At 68.6% G+C, this 15,963-nt stretch carries 14 protein-coding genes and 1 tRNA gene; 11 read left to right on the forward strand and 4 right to left on the reverse strand.

Annotation, left to right across the window (positions count from 1 at the left end):
- The first annotated feature begins 139 nt into the window (after window positions 1-139).
- Window positions 140-1,735, forward strand: a complete 1,596-nt coding sequence (locus ABR737_RS25540) for an alpha/beta hydrolase (RefSeq protein WP_350252561.1) — start codon at window positions 140-142, stop codon at window positions 1,733-1,735.
- A 103-nt stretch (window positions 1,736-1,838) separates the two neighbouring features.
- Window positions 1,839-1,912: transfer RNA gene (locus ABR737_RS25545), tRNA-Thr, on the forward strand.
- Window positions 1,913-2,041: 129 nt separating this feature from the next.
- Here ABR737_RS25545 and ABR737_RS25550 read toward each other — a convergent pair.
- Window positions 2,042-3,700, reverse strand: coding sequence for a tyrosine-type recombinase/integrase (locus ABR737_RS25550; RefSeq protein WP_350252563.1), 1,659 nt, complete (start codon window positions 3,698-3,700; stop codon window positions 2,042-2,044).
- On the reverse strand, window positions 3,697-4,398 hold the full coding sequence (locus ABR737_RS25555; RefSeq protein WP_350252565.1) for a helix-turn-helix domain-containing protein: 702 nt from the start codon (window positions 4,396-4,398) through the stop codon (window positions 3,697-3,699). The genes ABR737_RS25550 and ABR737_RS25555 overlap by 4 nt, the downstream gene beginning before the upstream one ends.
- 94 nt (window positions 4,399-4,492) lie before the next feature.
- Between ABR737_RS25555 and ABR737_RS25560 the strand changes: the two genes are divergently transcribed.
- From ABR737_RS25560 to ABR737_RS25595, 8 genes are all read left to right on the forward strand, one after another.
- Window positions 4,493-4,723 carry a hypothetical protein gene (locus ABR737_RS25560; RefSeq protein WP_168480677.1) on the forward strand — a complete coding sequence of 77 codons (231 nt, stop codon included), beginning with the start codon at window positions 4,493-4,495 and terminating at the stop codon, window positions 4,721-4,723.
- Window positions 4,724-4,956: 233 nt separating this feature from the next.
- Window positions 4,957-6,267 (forward strand): DUF3631 domain-containing protein, encoded by a 1,311-nt coding sequence (locus ABR737_RS25565; protein ID WP_350252566.1) that lies wholly within the window; start codon window positions 4,957-4,959, stop codon window positions 6,265-6,267.
- A gap of 389 nt (window positions 6,268-6,656) precedes the next feature.
- Window positions 6,657-7,511 carry a DUF2637 domain-containing protein gene (locus ABR737_RS25570; protein ID WP_502964372.1) on the forward strand — a complete coding sequence of 285 codons (855 nt, stop codon included), beginning with the start codon at window positions 6,657-6,659 and terminating at the stop codon, window positions 7,509-7,511.
- 344 nt (window positions 7,512-7,855) lie between these two features.
- Complete coding sequence (locus tag ABR737_RS25575; RefSeq protein WP_350252569.1) at window positions 7,856-8,416, forward strand: MobC family plasmid mobilization relaxosome protein; 561 nt, start codon at window positions 7,856-7,858, stop codon at window positions 8,414-8,416.
- Window positions 8,413-10,128, forward strand: coding sequence for a relaxase/mobilization nuclease domain-containing protein (locus ABR737_RS25580; RefSeq protein WP_350252571.1), 1,716 nt, complete (start codon window positions 8,413-8,415; stop codon window positions 10,126-10,128). The genes ABR737_RS25575 and ABR737_RS25580 overlap by 4 nt, the downstream gene beginning before the upstream one ends.
- 353 nt (window positions 10,129-10,481) lie before the next feature.
- Complete coding sequence (locus ABR737_RS25585; protein WP_350252572.1) at window positions 10,482-10,721, forward strand: hypothetical protein; 240 nt, start codon at window positions 10,482-10,484, stop codon at window positions 10,719-10,721.
- Complete coding sequence (locus ABR737_RS25590) at window positions 10,721-12,028, forward strand: WXG100-like domain-containing protein (RefSeq protein ID WP_350252574.1); 1,308 nt, start codon at window positions 10,721-10,723, stop codon at window positions 12,026-12,028. Before ABR737_RS25585 ends, ABR737_RS25590 begins: the two co-directional genes overlap by 1 nt.
- A gap of 6 nt (window positions 12,029-12,034) precedes the next feature.
- Window positions 12,035-12,565, forward strand: a complete 531-nt coding sequence (locus tag ABR737_RS25595) for an SMI1/KNR4 family protein (protein ID WP_350252576.1) — start codon at window positions 12,035-12,037, stop codon at window positions 12,563-12,565.
- A gap of 552 nt (window positions 12,566-13,117) precedes the next feature.
- On the opposite strand, the gene ABR737_RS25600 is transcribed toward ABR737_RS25595, so the two are convergent.
- On the reverse strand, window positions 13,118-13,690 hold the full coding sequence (locus ABR737_RS25600; RefSeq protein ID WP_350252578.1) for a GNAT family N-acetyltransferase: 573 nt from the start codon (window positions 13,688-13,690) through the stop codon (window positions 13,118-13,120).
- A gap of 26 nt (window positions 13,691-13,716) precedes the next feature.
- Window positions 13,717-15,126: an NsdA family TPR-like regulatory protein gene (locus ABR737_RS25605; RefSeq protein WP_350252579.1), complete on the reverse strand. Its 1,410-nt coding sequence runs from the start codon at window positions 15,124-15,126 to the stop codon at window positions 13,717-13,719.
- 275 nt (window positions 15,127-15,401) lie between these two features.
- On the opposite strand from ABR737_RS25605, the gene ABR737_RS25610 reads away from it, so the two are divergent.
- Complete coding sequence (locus ABR737_RS25610) at window positions 15,402-15,911, forward strand: ATP-binding protein (protein ID WP_350252580.1); 510 nt, start codon at window positions 15,402-15,404, stop codon at window positions 15,909-15,911.
- Window positions 15,912-15,963: the final 52 nt, after the last annotated feature.

A 15,963-nucleotide genomic window follows, 5' to 3' on the forward strand; every position in this document is an offset into this window, starting at 1 on the left:
CACAACGTCCCCATCTGGATACTCTCCGTCCGGGCCACCATCACTGCTCTCCCGCCCCGACATCCGTCACACCATCTCAGGGACCGACACCGCACTCACGTCACTCCATACCGCAGGGACCGAGACCAAGGGACCGTCCATGGCCACCAGCCGACTGCTCCGCACCTCCGCCGCTCTCCTCGCGGCCACCGCTCTGCTGATCTCCGGCTGCTCCTCGGGGGCTTCTTCCCCCGACGACGAGGCGTCCCCGGGCCGCACCACGGAGGCCGGCGCCGCCCAGCGCCCCGCCGAGGAGCCGACCCTCGCGCCCCTCCCGGCCTCGACCCCGGCCAGCCTCCGGTCGTACTACGACCAGAAGCTGAGCTGGCATTCCTGTGCGAGCGGCGGCTTCGAATGCGCCACGATGAAGGCGCCTCTGGACTACTCCCACCCCGGCGGCGGCGACATCAAGCTCGCGGTCGCCCGCAAGAAGGCCACCGGCGCCGGTTCCGGCAGCAGGCTCGGCTCGCTCCTGGTCAATCCGGGCGGCCCCGGCGGTGCGGCGATCGAATACCTCGAGCGGTACGCGCCACAGCCCGCCGCGGTCCGTGCGCGCTACGACATGGTGGCGATGGACCCGCGCGGCGTGGCCCACAGCCAGCCGGTCGAGTGCCTGAGCAACAAACAGATGGACCGCTACACCCAGATCGACCAGACCCCGGACTCACCGGCCGAGGTCAACAAGCTCACCACCGCCTACCGCGACTTCGCCAAGGGCTGTGTGTCCCGCTCCGGCAAGCTGCTCTCGCACATCTCCACCGTCGAGGCCGCCCGCGACATGGACGTACTGCGCGCCGTACTGGGCGACAAGAAACTCAACTACGTCGGTGCGTCCTACGGCACCTTCCTCGGCGCGACCTACGCCGGCCTCTACCCCTCCCGCGTCGGCCGGATGGTCCTCGACGGCGCGATGAACCCGGAGCTCGACTCCCGCGCCACCAACGTCCAGCAGACCGCCGGCTTCAACACCGCCTTCACGGCGTTCGCCGAGGAATGCACCAAGCACAAGGACTGCCCCCTCGGCACCAAGAGCACCGAGGACGCAGCCAAGCAGCTCTCCGCCCTCTTCAAAAAGCTGGACGCCCACCCGGCGGCCACAGGCGAGGACCGGAAGCTCACCGAATCCCTCGCCACCACCGGCGTCATCGCCGCCATGTACGACCAGCGCGCCTGGCCCCTCCTGCGCGAATATCTCGCCCAGGCCAAGGCCGGCAACGGCCGGGGGCTGCTCGCCTTCTCCGACAGCTACTACGAGCGCAAGCCGAACGGCTTCTACAGCAACCAGATGTACGCCAACCCCGCTGTCAACTGCCTCGACCTCGCGCCTGCCTTCGCCGGCCCCGCCCAGGTCCGCGCCGCCCTGCCCAGCTTCCGCAAGGCCTCCCCGGTCTTCGGCGACGCCTTCGCCTGGGCCGCCCTGAACTGCGCCTACTGGCCGGTCAAGCCCACCGGCACAGCCCACCGCATCGAGGCCAAGGGCGCCGCCCCGATCCTCGTCGTCGGCACCACCCGCGACCCGGCCACCCCCTACAGCTGGGCCCAGGCCCTCGCCTCCCAGCTCTCCAGCGCCACCCTCCTCACCTACGACGGCGACGGCCACACCGCCTACGGTCGCGGCAGCAAGTGCATCGACTCCACGATCGACGCCTACCTCCTCCACGGCACCGTCCCCCCGAAGAACAAGCACTGCAAGTGACCCACCTCACACCTCTCCACCCCTCTCCCCGCCCACCCCTGACCAGCTCCTAAACCGGTTACAGAGCACCCCTCCGCCATGTGTAGACTGGACCGCGCACCACGCCGCCTTAGCTCAGTTGGCCAGAGCAACGCACTCGTAATGCGTAGGTCTCGGGTTCGAATCCCGAAGGCGGCTCAGTAAAAAGGCCAGGTCGCACAGCCCGTGACCTGGCCTTTTGCGTTGCTCGGGGCATGACGTGTCGCGCCGCCGCAGTGTCGCGAGATGGCTTGCGTGAGCGATGCGTGAGCGGGGGCGCTCAGAGACCTACTTCTTGGGCTTCCGGAGCTCGGCCTTCTTGTCGGCCTTGGGCCGGGCTTTCGCCTTGTTCTTCCGCTTGCCGCCCTTGCCCTTGCCGGGGGTCTTCGCCGCGGCGTTCTTGGCCTTCTCCTTCTTCGCGGCCTTGCGGGCCGCCTTCTTCGCCTCGGCCTTGCGTTGAAGCGGGACCAGCCTCGCCGTCGCCTCGGCGGCGCTCTTGCCGACCTGGGGCAGGACGCTCTGGTAGATGTCCCGCGTGATGCGGGTGTCGCTGTGTCCGAGCGTGTCCGACACGATCTTGATGTCGATGTCGGCGGCCAGCATGAGGGTGGCCGCGCCATGACGCAGATCGTGCAGCCGGATCGGTGGGAGGCCGGAGGCGGCGACGAGGCGCTCGAAGAGGTCGGTCACCTTGCCCGGGTGGAGCCAGGAGCCGTCTTCCTGAGTGAAGACGTGGCCGGTCTCGACCCAGGCCGAGCCCCACTCCGCGCGGTCCGCTTCCTGCCGCTCGCGGTGCCGCTTGAGGACGTTGACGGTGTCGTCGTCGAGTGCGACCACGCGATAGCCGCTGTCCGTCTTGGGATCGGACGCCTCGATCTCCCATCCGTCCTGCACGAGTTGGGAGGAGACGGTGAGGGAGTGGGTGTCGAGGCTCGTCTCCGACCACGGCTGCCCGCATGCCTCGCCACGGCGCAGGCCGCGGAAGGCGATCAGATGCCACATCGCGTACAGCCGGTCCTCGGCGACGAAGTCGAGGAAGGTGCCGGTCTGCTGGGGCGTCCAGACCATCACCGGCGACGGCTTCTCGCCCGTCTGCTCCCACTTGGCAACCCGCTCGTCCGTCCACACGAGCGCCTTCGGCTTGCGTACGGGATCGATCTCGACGTGTGCGGCCGGGTTGAACGTGATGATCTGCTGCCCGATCGCGTCGTTCAGGGCCGCGCGAAGAGTGGCCTTGACGTGCTGACGCGTGGCGGGGCCAGTGATGCGACGGAAGCGCGGCATCTCGTCGATCGCGGCCTTCATCGCCTTGCGACGGGCACGGTTCTCCACGCCCTTCCACGGTACGGTCGCCAGCTCCTCGATCGCGGCTCGCCGCTGGGCGTTGTCCTCCAGGATCTGGGCGTTGGCGTCGCGGATGTCCGTGAACATCTCGCTGAGGTGGCTGACGCGCAGCCGGTCCAGCCGCCGGTTTCCGATGCGCGGCTTCAAGTGCACGCGAATGTCGGTCTCGTAGCGGTTGAGGCCGGACTTGCGTATGCGCTTACCGGCCAGCCACCGGTCGAGCCACTCGCTCACCGTCAGGCTGCCGATGAGGTCCTGGCCGGCGTTCAGGCGCCGCCTCGTCTCCTCGACCTCAGGCAGAGGCGACCGCTCGCGGCTGACCTCGGCCAGCATCTCGGCGATGAGTTCTGTGCCCTCGGGGTCGTCCGACTCGGCCAGCCCGAGGAGAGCGCGGACGTGGTCGAGGTCGGCCTGGGCCGACTTGAGGCTGCCGTACCCGCCACGGGCGAACGAGCGTCGACTGCCGTCCTCACGGGTCGAGAGCTCCTGGCGTATGGAGTAGGTGCAGTGGTTCCTGCTGTTGCGCTTGGGGCAGGAGGTGCCGAGTTCCTTGCCGGTCTTCGGGTCGCGGCAGGAGCAGCGGCGATAGGTGGAGCCCTTCAAAGATCATTCTCCTCGGTGATATCGGGATCGCTCCCGGGGGAATCGATTGCGGCGGCAACGTCGGGCCACAGGAAGGGAGGCGTGACGCCCTCTTCCCGGATGAAGGCGCGGATCCTGCGCAGACGGTTCGCGGCGCCGTCGGCCGCCTCGGCGGCACGAGCCTGAGCGCGGAGGCCCTCGGCCTTTCGGTCGGCGTTCGGGGCGGTCTCGGCGTGGTAGCGCGCGTACTCCTCATCGCGTCGCGCGCTCTGCAGTTGCTCCTCGGCGGCGTGGTGGGCGCGGAAGTAGCGGAGCATGTCGTCGTCCACGCCGAGGTCCGTCTCCTCCCCGGTGAACCAGCGCAGGGCGTTCACGGGGGAGGTGGGGTGCTGAAGCGGGAGCCGCTGCACACCGTCGACGTAGCCGACGGGATAGATGAGGCAGATGGGCGGGGTGTTCAGCACCTCGGCCAACACCATGACGTCGACCAAGGGCAGGTTGGAGCGGCGTCCGGACTCCATGTTGGCGATCACGTTGCGGGGGATCGAGTGGCCGATCTCCTCGCACTTGTCGGCCAAGTCCTGCGCGCTCCACCCCAGTTCCTTCCGCCGTCTGCGGACCTCGTCGGCCACGGTGGCCATGACCTGGTCCACCCACTCAAGGACGTCGTCCTCGTCGTCGGCCTTCTCGTATCCATGGTCGCTACGGCGTTGTGTCATGCAGACACATTAGCTCGCCTAACGTTGATTTCGTGACCTGGAGACGGGCGCGATGGTCGCGTTCGCCGAGGGCTCAGTCGTGGATGGAGCGCGCATGCGCGAGAACGAAGCTGGTGGGCGAGCGAAGGGGATGAGCCGCGAGGAGCTTCTGGAGCTTCCCGCCGCCGTTGACCTGGAGACAGGCAACCGAGCTTTGGGGCTGGGGCGGAGCAAGGGATACGAGCTCGCCAAGCGTGATCAGTACCCGTGCAAGGTGCTGCGACTCGGCAATGCCTACCGGGTGGTGACGGCGGACCTGTTGGCCCTGCTGGGACTGGCAGCGTGAAGCAGCTGGTGCGTAGCAGGCGCTTCTGCGCTGAGCTGACACAGAAGCGCTGGACTGTGGCATGGCGTGGACGTACTGTCCGTGGTCGCTCGCGGTGCCGAGACGCCCGCGAGAAGGGGGAGAGCCTCCGGCGGTGCAACGCCGGAGGCCCCAAGGCTCCCCAGCAATCCCATGAGAACCGACCCGGCGACAGGGGCGTGCAAGCCCGACACCGCCAGACGAGGAGCCGCCCAGTGCAACCCGAGAACCCCGAGTCCTATTCCGCCTCCGCCCGAGCGGCCTGGCCCGCGACGGCCATCCCCGGCCAGCCCGGCGCCCACGTACGTGCCGCGCAGGCTGAAAGCGCCGCGGCGGACCCGAGCGAGGGTGCGGTCGGACGCAGCGCCGACGAGGCGGATGCGGCGAGCGGGCTGGAGGCCATACCCGATGCGGAGCCGACGTCCGGCTCGAAGCTACTGGATGAACTGCACTCCCAAATCGCCCAGTTCGTGATCCTGCCCTCGTCGGAGGCGCTGGACGCGATCACTTTGTGGGTAGCGGCGACGCATCTCCAGCCCGCGTGGCAGCACGCCCCGCGTCTGGCGGTGGTGGGGCCGGCCAAGCGCTGCGGCAAGTCGCGGCTGCTGGACGTGCTGACCGAGACGGTCCACGAGCCGATGTTGACCATCAACACCACACCGGCGGCCATCTTCCGCTCGATCAATGAGGAGGAGCCGCCGACGCTGCTGGTGGACGAGGCCGACACCATCTTCGGCCCGAAGGTGGCGGAGAAGAACGAGGAGACGCGTGGCCTGCTCAACGCCGGTCATCAGCGCGGCCGGTACGTCACCCGGGTCGTCGGCAACGACCACACCCCGCACAAGTTCGCTACCTTCGCCATGGCGGCCATCGCGGGAATCGGTGACCTGCCTGACACGGTCATGGACCGTTCGGTGGTGATCCGCATGCGGCGGCGGGCCGAGGGCGAGAAGGTCCGGCCCTTCCGCTCCCGCCGCGATATCCCCGCCCTGCACGAGATACGCGACCGCATCCACGCGTGGGCCAGGCCGCTGCTGGAGGAGGCCGCGAACCTGGAGCCGGACATGCCGGTTGAAGACCGCGCCGCCGACACGTGGGAGCCCCTGGTGATCGTCGCCGATCTGGCAGGCGGTCGCTGGCCCCGGCTGGCGCGGGTCGCCTGCGTGCGGATGGTCAATGCCGAAGTGGCGGCCGAGGAGGACCACCCCAGTGGTGCACGAATCCTCGCCGACATCCGCCGGGTCTTCTTCGCCCAGCGTGAGGTGGACAGCCTGTCCACAGGGGACCTCCTCCACCACCTGCGCCAAGACGCCGAAGCCCCGTGGGCGGAGCGGGGACGTGACGGCCTAACGGCCCGAGAGCTCAGCAGGATGCTGCGCGACTTCGACATTCGGCCCGGCAACGTGCGCATGGCCGACGGAAGGCAGCTCAAGGGCTACATGCGCAACAAGTTCCTCGACGCGTGGCGGCGCTACTGCCCCACCGTGCACCCGGTCGACGCCGGTCCTACGCCCAGCTCGGGCTGAGCCCCGCCCCTCCGGTTGCCGTCCTTGCCGTCCCTGCCGTGATCCCGCAGGTCAAACGGCATGTCGGTAAGACGGCAGCCGGGCTCAAGACGGCAACGCGATCACCAATGGCGCGGTGACCGCCAGGACGTCTCCCACATCCGTCTCGTGCCGTCCTAAGCGTCCCCGCCGTATCGCCGCAGGTCACAGGAGCTTCGGCCAAGACGGAAGACGGATCCGCCCCGTCCACCGCCACCCGCATGCTCCAACCCGAGGGCGGCGGTGCCGCAATACGTCGGCACCGCCGCCGAGACGGAACGCCAGCACCTGTGCCGCACCTGCTCTGACCTGCGGTTTCAACGGCCAAGACGGCCAAGACGGACCACGCCACCACCACAGGAGAACCCCGCTTGACCACCCTCGCACCACCCGCCGACCGCACCGATCAGGAGACCGGTGGGAGCCGCACTCCTAAGCCAGGAGGGCAGCAGGTGATGACCAAACAGACCGCCGAGCAGTATGCGCTCGTCGCGGCGGGAACCGTCATCGTCGCCCTGACCGCCGGTGGGTTCTGGCTCTCCTACGCGCACCTCGCCGAGGTCGCCGGGCAGCACGGGCTCAAGAGTTCCCCCGTACGCCAATGGGCCTGGCCCGCGACGTTGGATGCGTTCATCGTCGCGGGGGAGTTGCTGATGCTCCGCGCGGGCCTGCGGCGGCTCACCGATGGGTGGGCCATCGCCCTCACGGCCACTGGGTCGGTCGGTTCCATCGCGCTGAACGTAGCCGGGGTCAGCGGAGCCGGCGGGCCCGGAGCGAAGCCCCTGCTCGACTATGTGGTCGCTGCCGTGCCCCCGACCGCCGCGCTGCTGGCGTTCGGCGTCCTGATGCGGCAGATCCACCAGCTGGTCGACCGGCCGATCGGCCGAATGGGGCCGGCGTTGGTTGAGGGGCCGGAGTCAGCGACCAATGCTGCTGTCCGCGCTACGGAGTCACCGGCTGGCAGTTCCGCGCGGTCGCCGAAACCTCAGCTCCGCGAACCGGACAGCAAACCACGTGGGGGCCGCCCAGCTGGGGCCACGGTCGACGAACTCGTGGAGATCGGTCGGATCGCCGCTGCAGAGCAGGGCAAAGCCACCCGAGACATTGTCCAAAAGGCCATACGGGCCAAGGGACTGACGGTCAGCGGGGAACGGCTGACCGAGGTGATGGAAGTCCTTCGACGCGAGCTCGAAGCCGCTTCCGGCACCGGTCCCGATAGGGACTGACCGCTCGCCCCATGGGGTGGCCGGAACCCTTCCGGTCACCCCGCCACCGGTCACCGCCCCCTCACCGCCTGGTCATCCACACCTGTGGAGGGGGCAGTGGACCGCCTGGACTCTGCCTGCCCTTCCTCGTCAGCCCGCCTGCCCCACTCGCATCTTCCGGAGAACCACCCATGACGCACGACCCACACCACGCCGAGGCCACTCACAACGAGCCACGGCTGCTGACGAAGTCCCCTGGAGCGATGGGCCTTTTGCGGCGGGCATTCGGATGGATTGCCCCTGGCGGAGCCAGTAGTACCCCGAGTCCGACTCAAGGCCGGCCTTCGGGGATCTCCGCCCCAGGGGTGGCGGAGACGGCCCAGCGCCAGGGGGCGCCGGGCCAGGAGGGTGGGGCCGAGGGCGGCCCCGACCCGGACACACTCCACGCAGTCCAACGTGAGACCCTTCGCTCCGCCCGTGCCGCCGAGACCGCCATCGGCGAGCCCGTCGTGAAGAGCGCCCAGCCCACGATCCGTCGCTTCGGCGGCAACAAGCGCACCGTCCGCGTCGGCCCGCTGCGGTTCACCGACGACGAGCACGCCGGCCTTCAGGAGGCTGCTGCCGAGCACGGCTACAAGGGCGAGTCCGGCTTCGCCGCCGATGTCGTCCTGGCCTTCATCGCAGGCCGGTTCACCGCCAACCTGCCCCTGTCCGAGGATCGCCGCCGCACGCACATGTTCCGCGCCCAGGTCCTGCGTCAGCTCAACCGCATCGGCGTCAACGTCAACCAGATCGCCCGTGCCCTCAACAGTGACCTCACCCCACCCGACATACGCCACCGCCTCGACGAACTCCACCACCTGCTGGAACTGATAGCCGAGGCCCTGCGCCAGCCAGCCGACCCGGGGGAGGGCCTTGCCGCATGATCGCCGCCATCAAAGCGCCCGGCGCCAACACCCGTGGCCTGCTTGCCTACCTCTACGGCCGGGGGACCCACGACGAACACTTCGATCCGCACATCGTGGCGGGCTTCGCGATGCTCGGCATGCCCGATCCCGGCCGCGATGAGATGGCCACCCTCACCGAACTCGCCCGCCACCTCGACGAGCCCGTACGCCTGCGCAACAGCGAGTTCGGCAAGCCTGTCACCGACCACGTCTGGCACTGCCCCGTCCGTGCCGCACCCGAAGACCGCTACCTCTCCGATGCCGAATGGGGCGAGATCGCCCAGCGCATCGTCGCCGCGGCCGGCATCGCCCCTGCCGGTGATGACCTGGCCTGCCGCTGGATCGCCGTACGCCACGCAGACGACCACATCCACATCCTCGCCACCGCCGTCCGCGAAGACGGCCGCCGCCCCAAACTCCACGACAGCGGCATCCGCGTCGGCGACGCATGCCGCGAGATCGAGAAGGACTACGGTCTGCGCCGCCTGGAGAAGGGCGACCGCACCAACACCCGACGCCCCACCCAGGCCGAAATGCACAAAGCCCAGCGCCTCGGCTGGGAACAGACCAGCAAGGACTGGCTCCAGGACCGCATCCGCGCCGCTATCCCCCACGCCACAAGCGCCGAGGAACTCCTCGCCTACCTCGAAGCCGAGGGCATCCGAGTCAAGGCCAAGCGGGGACCGTCTGGCGACCTCCTCGGCTACGCAGTCGGACGCCCCGGCGATCTCAATAAGGACGACGAACAGATCTTCCACCCCGGCGGAAAGATCGCCCCTGACCTCTCCCTTCCCAAGATCAAGGCCCGCCTCGAATCCAGCCAGCCCGAAGAGCACCCCACCGCCCGCCGCACCCAGCCCAGCACCCCCTGGCACCAGGCCACCGACGCCCTCGACGCCCTCCACACCGACCTCGCCGACGACACGCGAGCCCAGGCACACATCACCGCCCTCGGTGAACTGATCGAAGCCACCGCCCAGACAGCGCCCACCGACCTGCGCGCTGAACTTCAAGCCGCCTCGAAGGCGTTCGCACGGGCCCAGCGCTCCCAGATCCGGGCAGAAGACCGAGCCGCCCACACTCTGCGCAACGCGGCCCGCGACATCGCCCACACCGCCACCGGCCCCGACGGCAGCGCCCTCGCCGTCCTGGTCGCAGCCCTCGTCTGGGCCGCAATCGTCGCGGGACGCTGGCACGAGGCCAAGGGCCACGCCCACCAAGCCGACGCCGCTCGCCAAGCCCTCCAGCACCTTCAGAGCGCCGCCGACCACGCCCTCAGCCCGGAACTCACAGACCTCGCGCAACGCCAGCCGAAGGAGGAGACCCGCCGCACCCTGGCCAGCGACGTGCGAGCCGCCATCCCCGAGCACGCCGAGCGGATCCTCGCCGACACCGGCTGGCCGGCCCTCGCCACCGTCCTCGCCGACACCGAAGCCCGCGGCCACAAACCCCACCAACTCCTCAAGGAAGCAGCCGCCCAACGCGAACTGGCCACCGCTCGCCAACCCGCCCGAGTCCTGATCACTCGCATCCAGCACAGCGGACGCAACCCCACCCCCAACCGCCGCGCCGCAGCAGCCCGCCTCCGCACCACCACCGCGGTCCCGCACCCGCCCCTCGGGCCCGACTTCGCCCAGCCAACGGCGGCAACTACAGCACCGGCCGAGCAGCATCGCCGCCCGCGCCGGTAACTGCCCAACACGCCGCTGCGCGACCGTGGCTCCACTACGGTCGCGCAGCGAACGGTTGGACGTGCGCTCGGTGAATCGCTCCCTGCTGGGATCGGGGCGGTAGGGGCTGTGGTCTTCCCCTGGGCCCACTGGCCGGGCAGCGTCGTGCCGTGGCTGAAATGCGCTCCCACCAGGGCGATTGTCAGTGCCGTATGCGAGGGTCGCTATCTGTGAGCCGACGCATCGTCGGCGGCTCGCGACGAGTTACGAGTACACGGCCAAGGGGGAGGCACAGCATGGCTGGCGACGGCTTCGACGTAGACACCGACCAACTCAAGTCCGCCGCTCCAACGTTCCACCGGGAGTCTGTTGCCATGGAACGGGCGACGGCCAAGCTTCGCCATGCGCTCGACGGGCTGGGGGAGCCCTGGGGTGGTGACGAGCAGGGCAAGAAGTTCGAGCACGTCTACGCCCCGCACCGGGCGCAGATCGCGAAGGCAGCCGGGGCCCTGGGCAAGGGCTTGTCCAGCATCACCAAGGCCATGAACGACATGGCCGCCAACCACGAAGACGCCGACCACTCGGCCAAGTCCGGCTTTGAGGGTGGTAAGTGATGGGCGCTGCCGACAAGGCCAAGGAGGTCGTCCAGGACCTGACCGGCATGTGGTGGCCGGAGGGCGACGAGGACGAACTCCGGGAGGCCGCCCGGGCTTGGCGCACCTTCGCCGACGACGTCGAGGACTGTACGGCCGCCTGCCACAAGAAGGCCCAGGACGTCATCGACAACAACAAGGGCAAGTCGATCGAGGCGTTCGGGGAGTTCTGGCGCAAATACCACGGCGGCGGCAAGGGCTACCTCGACGACGTGGCCACCGCCGCCCGCGACATGGCCAAGGCCCTGGACAAGTACGCCGACCAGGTAGCCGAGGCCAAAAAGAAGATCGAGCACGAGCTGGAGATCGCCGGCGCGGTCCTGGTCGCGGGAGCCGCGCTGGCCGTCTTCACAGGCGGCATCAGCGGAGCCGCGGCGGCCGGTGCCAGCGAGGCGATCGTCGCCGCAGCGAGTACGGCGGGCATCGCCGTCTCCGCCACCGTCGCCGAGATCGCCGGAACGGTCCTCGCCACCGCCGCCATCGGCGGCATCGAAGCCATCACCGTCGACGTGGTCGTCGCCCAGGGCGGCCGCAACCTCCTCGGCGACCAGAAAGGCATCAACCTGGCTGAGATCAAGGACGCCGGAGTCAGCGGGGTCTTGCTGGGGGGCGCCCTGGGCGGCGCAGGCCGCGCGGCGAAGGCTGCCGGCGACGCCGGTGGCTTCAAGAACGCCTTCGGCAAGATGAAGCTGGATGGCTTGGGCAACTTCAAGAACCCGCTGCGCGACTTCGAGATATCGCTGCCCAACTTGGGGGGCCCGCGCTTTGCGATGGCCGGCGAGGGGCCTGTCGGTCCGACCGGCCAGCCGCTGATGCGCAGCGCCGAGCGCGGCGGAGGGGGAGGCCGGGCACCTCAAAAGCCAATTCCGCCGTATGCCAAGCCGCTGGACAGCATGGGCCGAGCCACCGGCGTCGAAACGAGGATCACGCAAGACATGCTCGACACCGGCACCAAGGCATCCCGGCGGATGCAGCCCCCGGGCTGGGGAGGCGAACCGGCTGGTCACACGCGCGGACACCTCCTGGCCCGATCACTCGGGGGAGACGGCCGCTCTGAGGCCAACATCGTGATCATGCACAAGACGGCGAACAACGAGGTGATGGAAAAGCTCGAAGAGCAAATCTATGAAACCGTGAAGCAGCGCGGGAGCGTGGAATATTCAGCGGCACCTGCCTACGCCAATCCAGGCGACATAATTCCTACGGGCGTGCACGTCAGGGCCATTGGGCCTGGCCTGCACATCGACCAGACCATCATCAACAAGTAGGCGGCCATGACTGATCTCGAACTCTTGGCATCGTTTCGCGCAACTGGTGAAGCGGGGCCGGTCATCAATGACTGGAAGGCCGCCGAGGAGGCCCTGAGCACCGCCTTTCCGCCTGCGTTCAAAACGTTTCTCGAAGCATTTGGCGGCGCGAAGTTCGACGACTTTCTGCGTGTGTATCGGGCAGGTGCCGAGAACGAGTACGCCGACCTGGTGGCGAACACGGTCACGGCGCGGCACACCATGGAGGTGACGCGGGACACGATCCGGGAACTGCTGGCAGAGCGGGGTGTGAAACCCGCGCAGCTGATCTGCTGGGGCGGCACGGACAACGCGGACATGTGCTTCCTGATCCCGCACGAGGACCCCGAGCAGTGGGCCGTCCTCACCGTCATCGGCCGTGGCAGGGAGTACGACCTGTACGAAGGTCCGGTGGAGAGCTATCTGCTGCGGATCCTCCGGGGCGACATCGTGAGCGAGGTCTTCCCGGACGACTTCCCCGACGAGGAACCGGGCTACGAGCGCAACCCGTGGATCTAGCGGGTGCAGCAACGCGCCTCCGATCCGGGCACGTGCCCGGATCGGAGGCGTCGTGGTCTTCGCCGCAACCCGCGACGAGCGCAACCGCTTCGCGGTCAAGCACCGAACGGCATCCGAACCGCCGTCCTCCTCGGCGGAGAAGTGGGCCGGCTGGCCCAATTTCTTGCGAATTTCAGTCCGTTGCCAAGGAGGTCCAGTGGAGTCTTGCTGGGGGGTGCCCTGGGCGGCGCGGGCCGCACGGCGAAGGCTGTAGGCGACGCCGGTGGCTTCAAGAACGCCTTCGGCAAGATGAAGCTGGATGGCTTGGGCAACTTCAAGAACCCGCTCGCGACTTCGAGATATCACCGCCCAACTTGGGGGTTCGGCACAGAAGGCATGATGGTGGTACCGCCGCCCCGAGCCCATGCCCTGGTTTAAGGGATGAGGCCGAGCGCCTCCGTGGATCTGACCGGGTAGGGGGCGGACCGAATGCAGTGCTGATGCACCGGCCATGACCGCATGCCGCGGTCATGGCTGGTGGGCGCTCTGCGATTGGTCACTGTGTGGCGGGAGTCATCCGTTGGCCGTCGCGGATCCGTCTGACTCCCGCCATTCATGATCCAGGACCGAGTACGTGATCGAGTCCCTCCAGGCTCCTCGTACGAACACGTGCTCCCGAATGCGGCCTTCCTCCGTCATGCCAGCGCGTAGCAGGGTCTTGGCAGAGGCGGGGTTCAGCGGTGCGCGAGCGGCCCAGATGCGGTGCAGGCCAAGGTGGTTGAAGCCGAGGGCGCACATCAGGTGAACGGTTTCGGTGCCCAGGCCCGCCCCCCATGTGTGGGGGCGCAGGGCAAAGCCGATGGTGGCGGCTTTCTGGGCGTGCGGGTCGAGCGCCAGGCGGGCGAAGCCCACCAGGTCCCTTTCCTCCTGGCGGACCACACCGAGGGCGTATTCGGTGCGGGGGTCCTCCCCGGAGGAGGCGATGGAGCGGGCGACGATCTCCCCGACCTGTTCACGGGTTCGGGGTTCGAAGCTCAGGTGGCGGGTGGCCTCGGCGTCGCCGTAGATGGCGTGTACGGCGTCCACGTCGTCGCTGGTGAGTTCGCGCAACTGGAGCCGGGGGCCTGCGATGTCGACCGGGTGCATGGTGGGGACCCTACTCGCGGGCAGTGTTATCTGGGCAGGGCGGCGACGGGGGCCGCGGTGAACGCCTCGATTTCCTCCCGTGTCGTGCGAGCCTCGGGTGCGGTGAGCCACCGGGGATCACGCAGCGCGGTGTGGACCTGCCGCACCGAGGCAACGATGCCGTTGATGCGCTGACCGGCGGACAGGTCGAGAACGGGCCGCATGGCCTCGTCGACACCGTCGAGGCTTCCGGCGTGGATGCGGGCGAGGGCAAGGTCGGTGTGGGCGCCGGCCTGGTCGCCGAAAGCCCACTCTTCAGGTTCCGCTTGGCGGTAGGCGGCGACGGCCGCTTCGGCCTGTTGTTGTGCCTCGGGGGCGTCTGGGAGCCAAGCGGTGGCGTCGGCGGCGTAGTAGAGCTGGCGTGGTACGGGGAAGGTCATGATGCCGCCGAACTCGTCCAGGTCGTCGGAGGACGCCGCGTCGCGGGCCCGTTCAGCTTCTGCGAGGGATTCCCGTACGGCTGCCACATCGCCGAGTGCGGCTCCGGCACGGGCTTGCAAGCAAGACAGCCATACGGCGCTGGTGCCGGTTACGCCTGCCACCTGGGAGATGCCGAGGGCAGCGTATTTGGAGGCTTCCTGGTGTCGGCCGTCCCAGTAGGCGATCAGGGATTGCAGGCCGCGGACCCAGGCGCGCATGGCGTGGTGGTCGGCGTTGTCCGCACAGACGTAGGCGGTCCGGGCCTGTGTCATCGCGGATCGCGGATCGCCGAGGTCGTGGCTGGCCTTGGCGAGCATGCCGGAGGTGATGGCGGAGAGCAGGTACAAATCGCGGGCCTGGGCGGGTCGGACGCGCCCGTGTTCGAGGAAGTGGAAGGATAGGTCCTGGACTTCGACGAGGTCGCCGAGGAGGGGGGCCAGCGGCAGCCGCGGATAAGCGGCGGCTAGACGACGTACCTCCTGGTGGAGCTCGTCCAGGGTCTCGGGGCCTACGGCGCTGCCTTCTGCCATCGCGCTGAAGCGGAATGCACGACGAGCTGCCATGGCGACCTGCCTCTCTAACGTGTCCCGGCCGACGCTGTCGCCTGGAACGGGTCTGCTGGTGAACTCGATGCCGTCGAAGCCGCTGTCCCCTTCACGGGGGTCGAGCGAGGATGAGGGCGGCTGTGTCGGCATGACGAGCCGAAGCCGCTGGCCGGCCTCGATTGTGGCGCCGCTCTCGTCGGCCGGGCCGAGCAGGACATCGACGGGGTATCGGAACATCGCCTCCAGAACCCGGCACAGAGCCGGGTAGGGGCGGGTCTTCACCTCGCCCCCGTACCACCGCTCAAACTGCCGCTTCGACAGCGTCAGGCCGACAAGCGTCGGATCACGATCCTGTTCGGCGAGTTCGTTGGCCGTGCGCTCGAAGTGAAGCTTGAAGGTCTCGAACACCTGCCAGTGGCGTCTGGTGATCAATGTCCGTAGAAGAGTGGGCCTTTGAGCCATCAATCCCCCGATGGGTTCCGGTCGGCTCGTCAGGTCGACGGTAGCCCCGCAACGCCGCCATCGGGAGTGAGAGCTGCTGTGTGCGAGGAGATGACGGTGGAGACGGCGGCATCGTGACGGTACCCATGTCGTCGACCTTGCCAAGACCGAATCAGACGTCGGCGCTCATGTCGTGGTGAGGCGTGCCGCTTGGCCGTCAGGCTCGATGCCCGCCCTGAACGCGAGCGACGAGGTGGTGTTCCACCGTGCCAGCAGCAGGAGACAGCACGACGCAGCGACAGGCAGATCCCCGTACCGAAACCCCGAGCGCGGAGGCGACATGGAGCAGCAGTGGCCTGCCGCTGTGGCACGAGCGGACCTTCCCTCACCGTGACTCGTCCGTGAGTGAGGCGCGGAAGTTCGCCGTCGAAGCTCTGTCGGCCTGGGGAGTCTGGGACCGACTGGAGGACGTGTGTCTGTGCCTGTCAGAGGTCGCCGCCAACGCGCTCGTACATGCGAGTCCGCCCCGCTTCGGGTTCCGGGCACGGCTGACCATCAGTGGCCCGGTGGTTCGGCTGGAGGTTCACGACCAGGGGGCGGGCCGGCCGCATCGAAAGCATCCGAGCCTCGACGACACCTCGGGCCGCGGCCTGCTCCTGGTGGACGAGCTGTCCGACGAGTGGGGCGTGGACGACCAGCCCGGCAACGGCAAGACCGTCTGGCTCACCTTCAAGATCACTGCGCCTGGCCCTCGCACGCCCAAACGCCAGCTCTGACCAGGGTGCCACCACCCGCCAACGCCGTGCTCGAACTCCCCTACAGAAAGAG

Origin of the sequence: Streptomyces sp. Edi2 (assembly GCF_040253635.1) — a bacterium.
Taxonomy (GTDB): Bacteria; Actinomycetota; Actinomycetes; order Streptomycetales; family Streptomycetaceae; genus Streptomyces.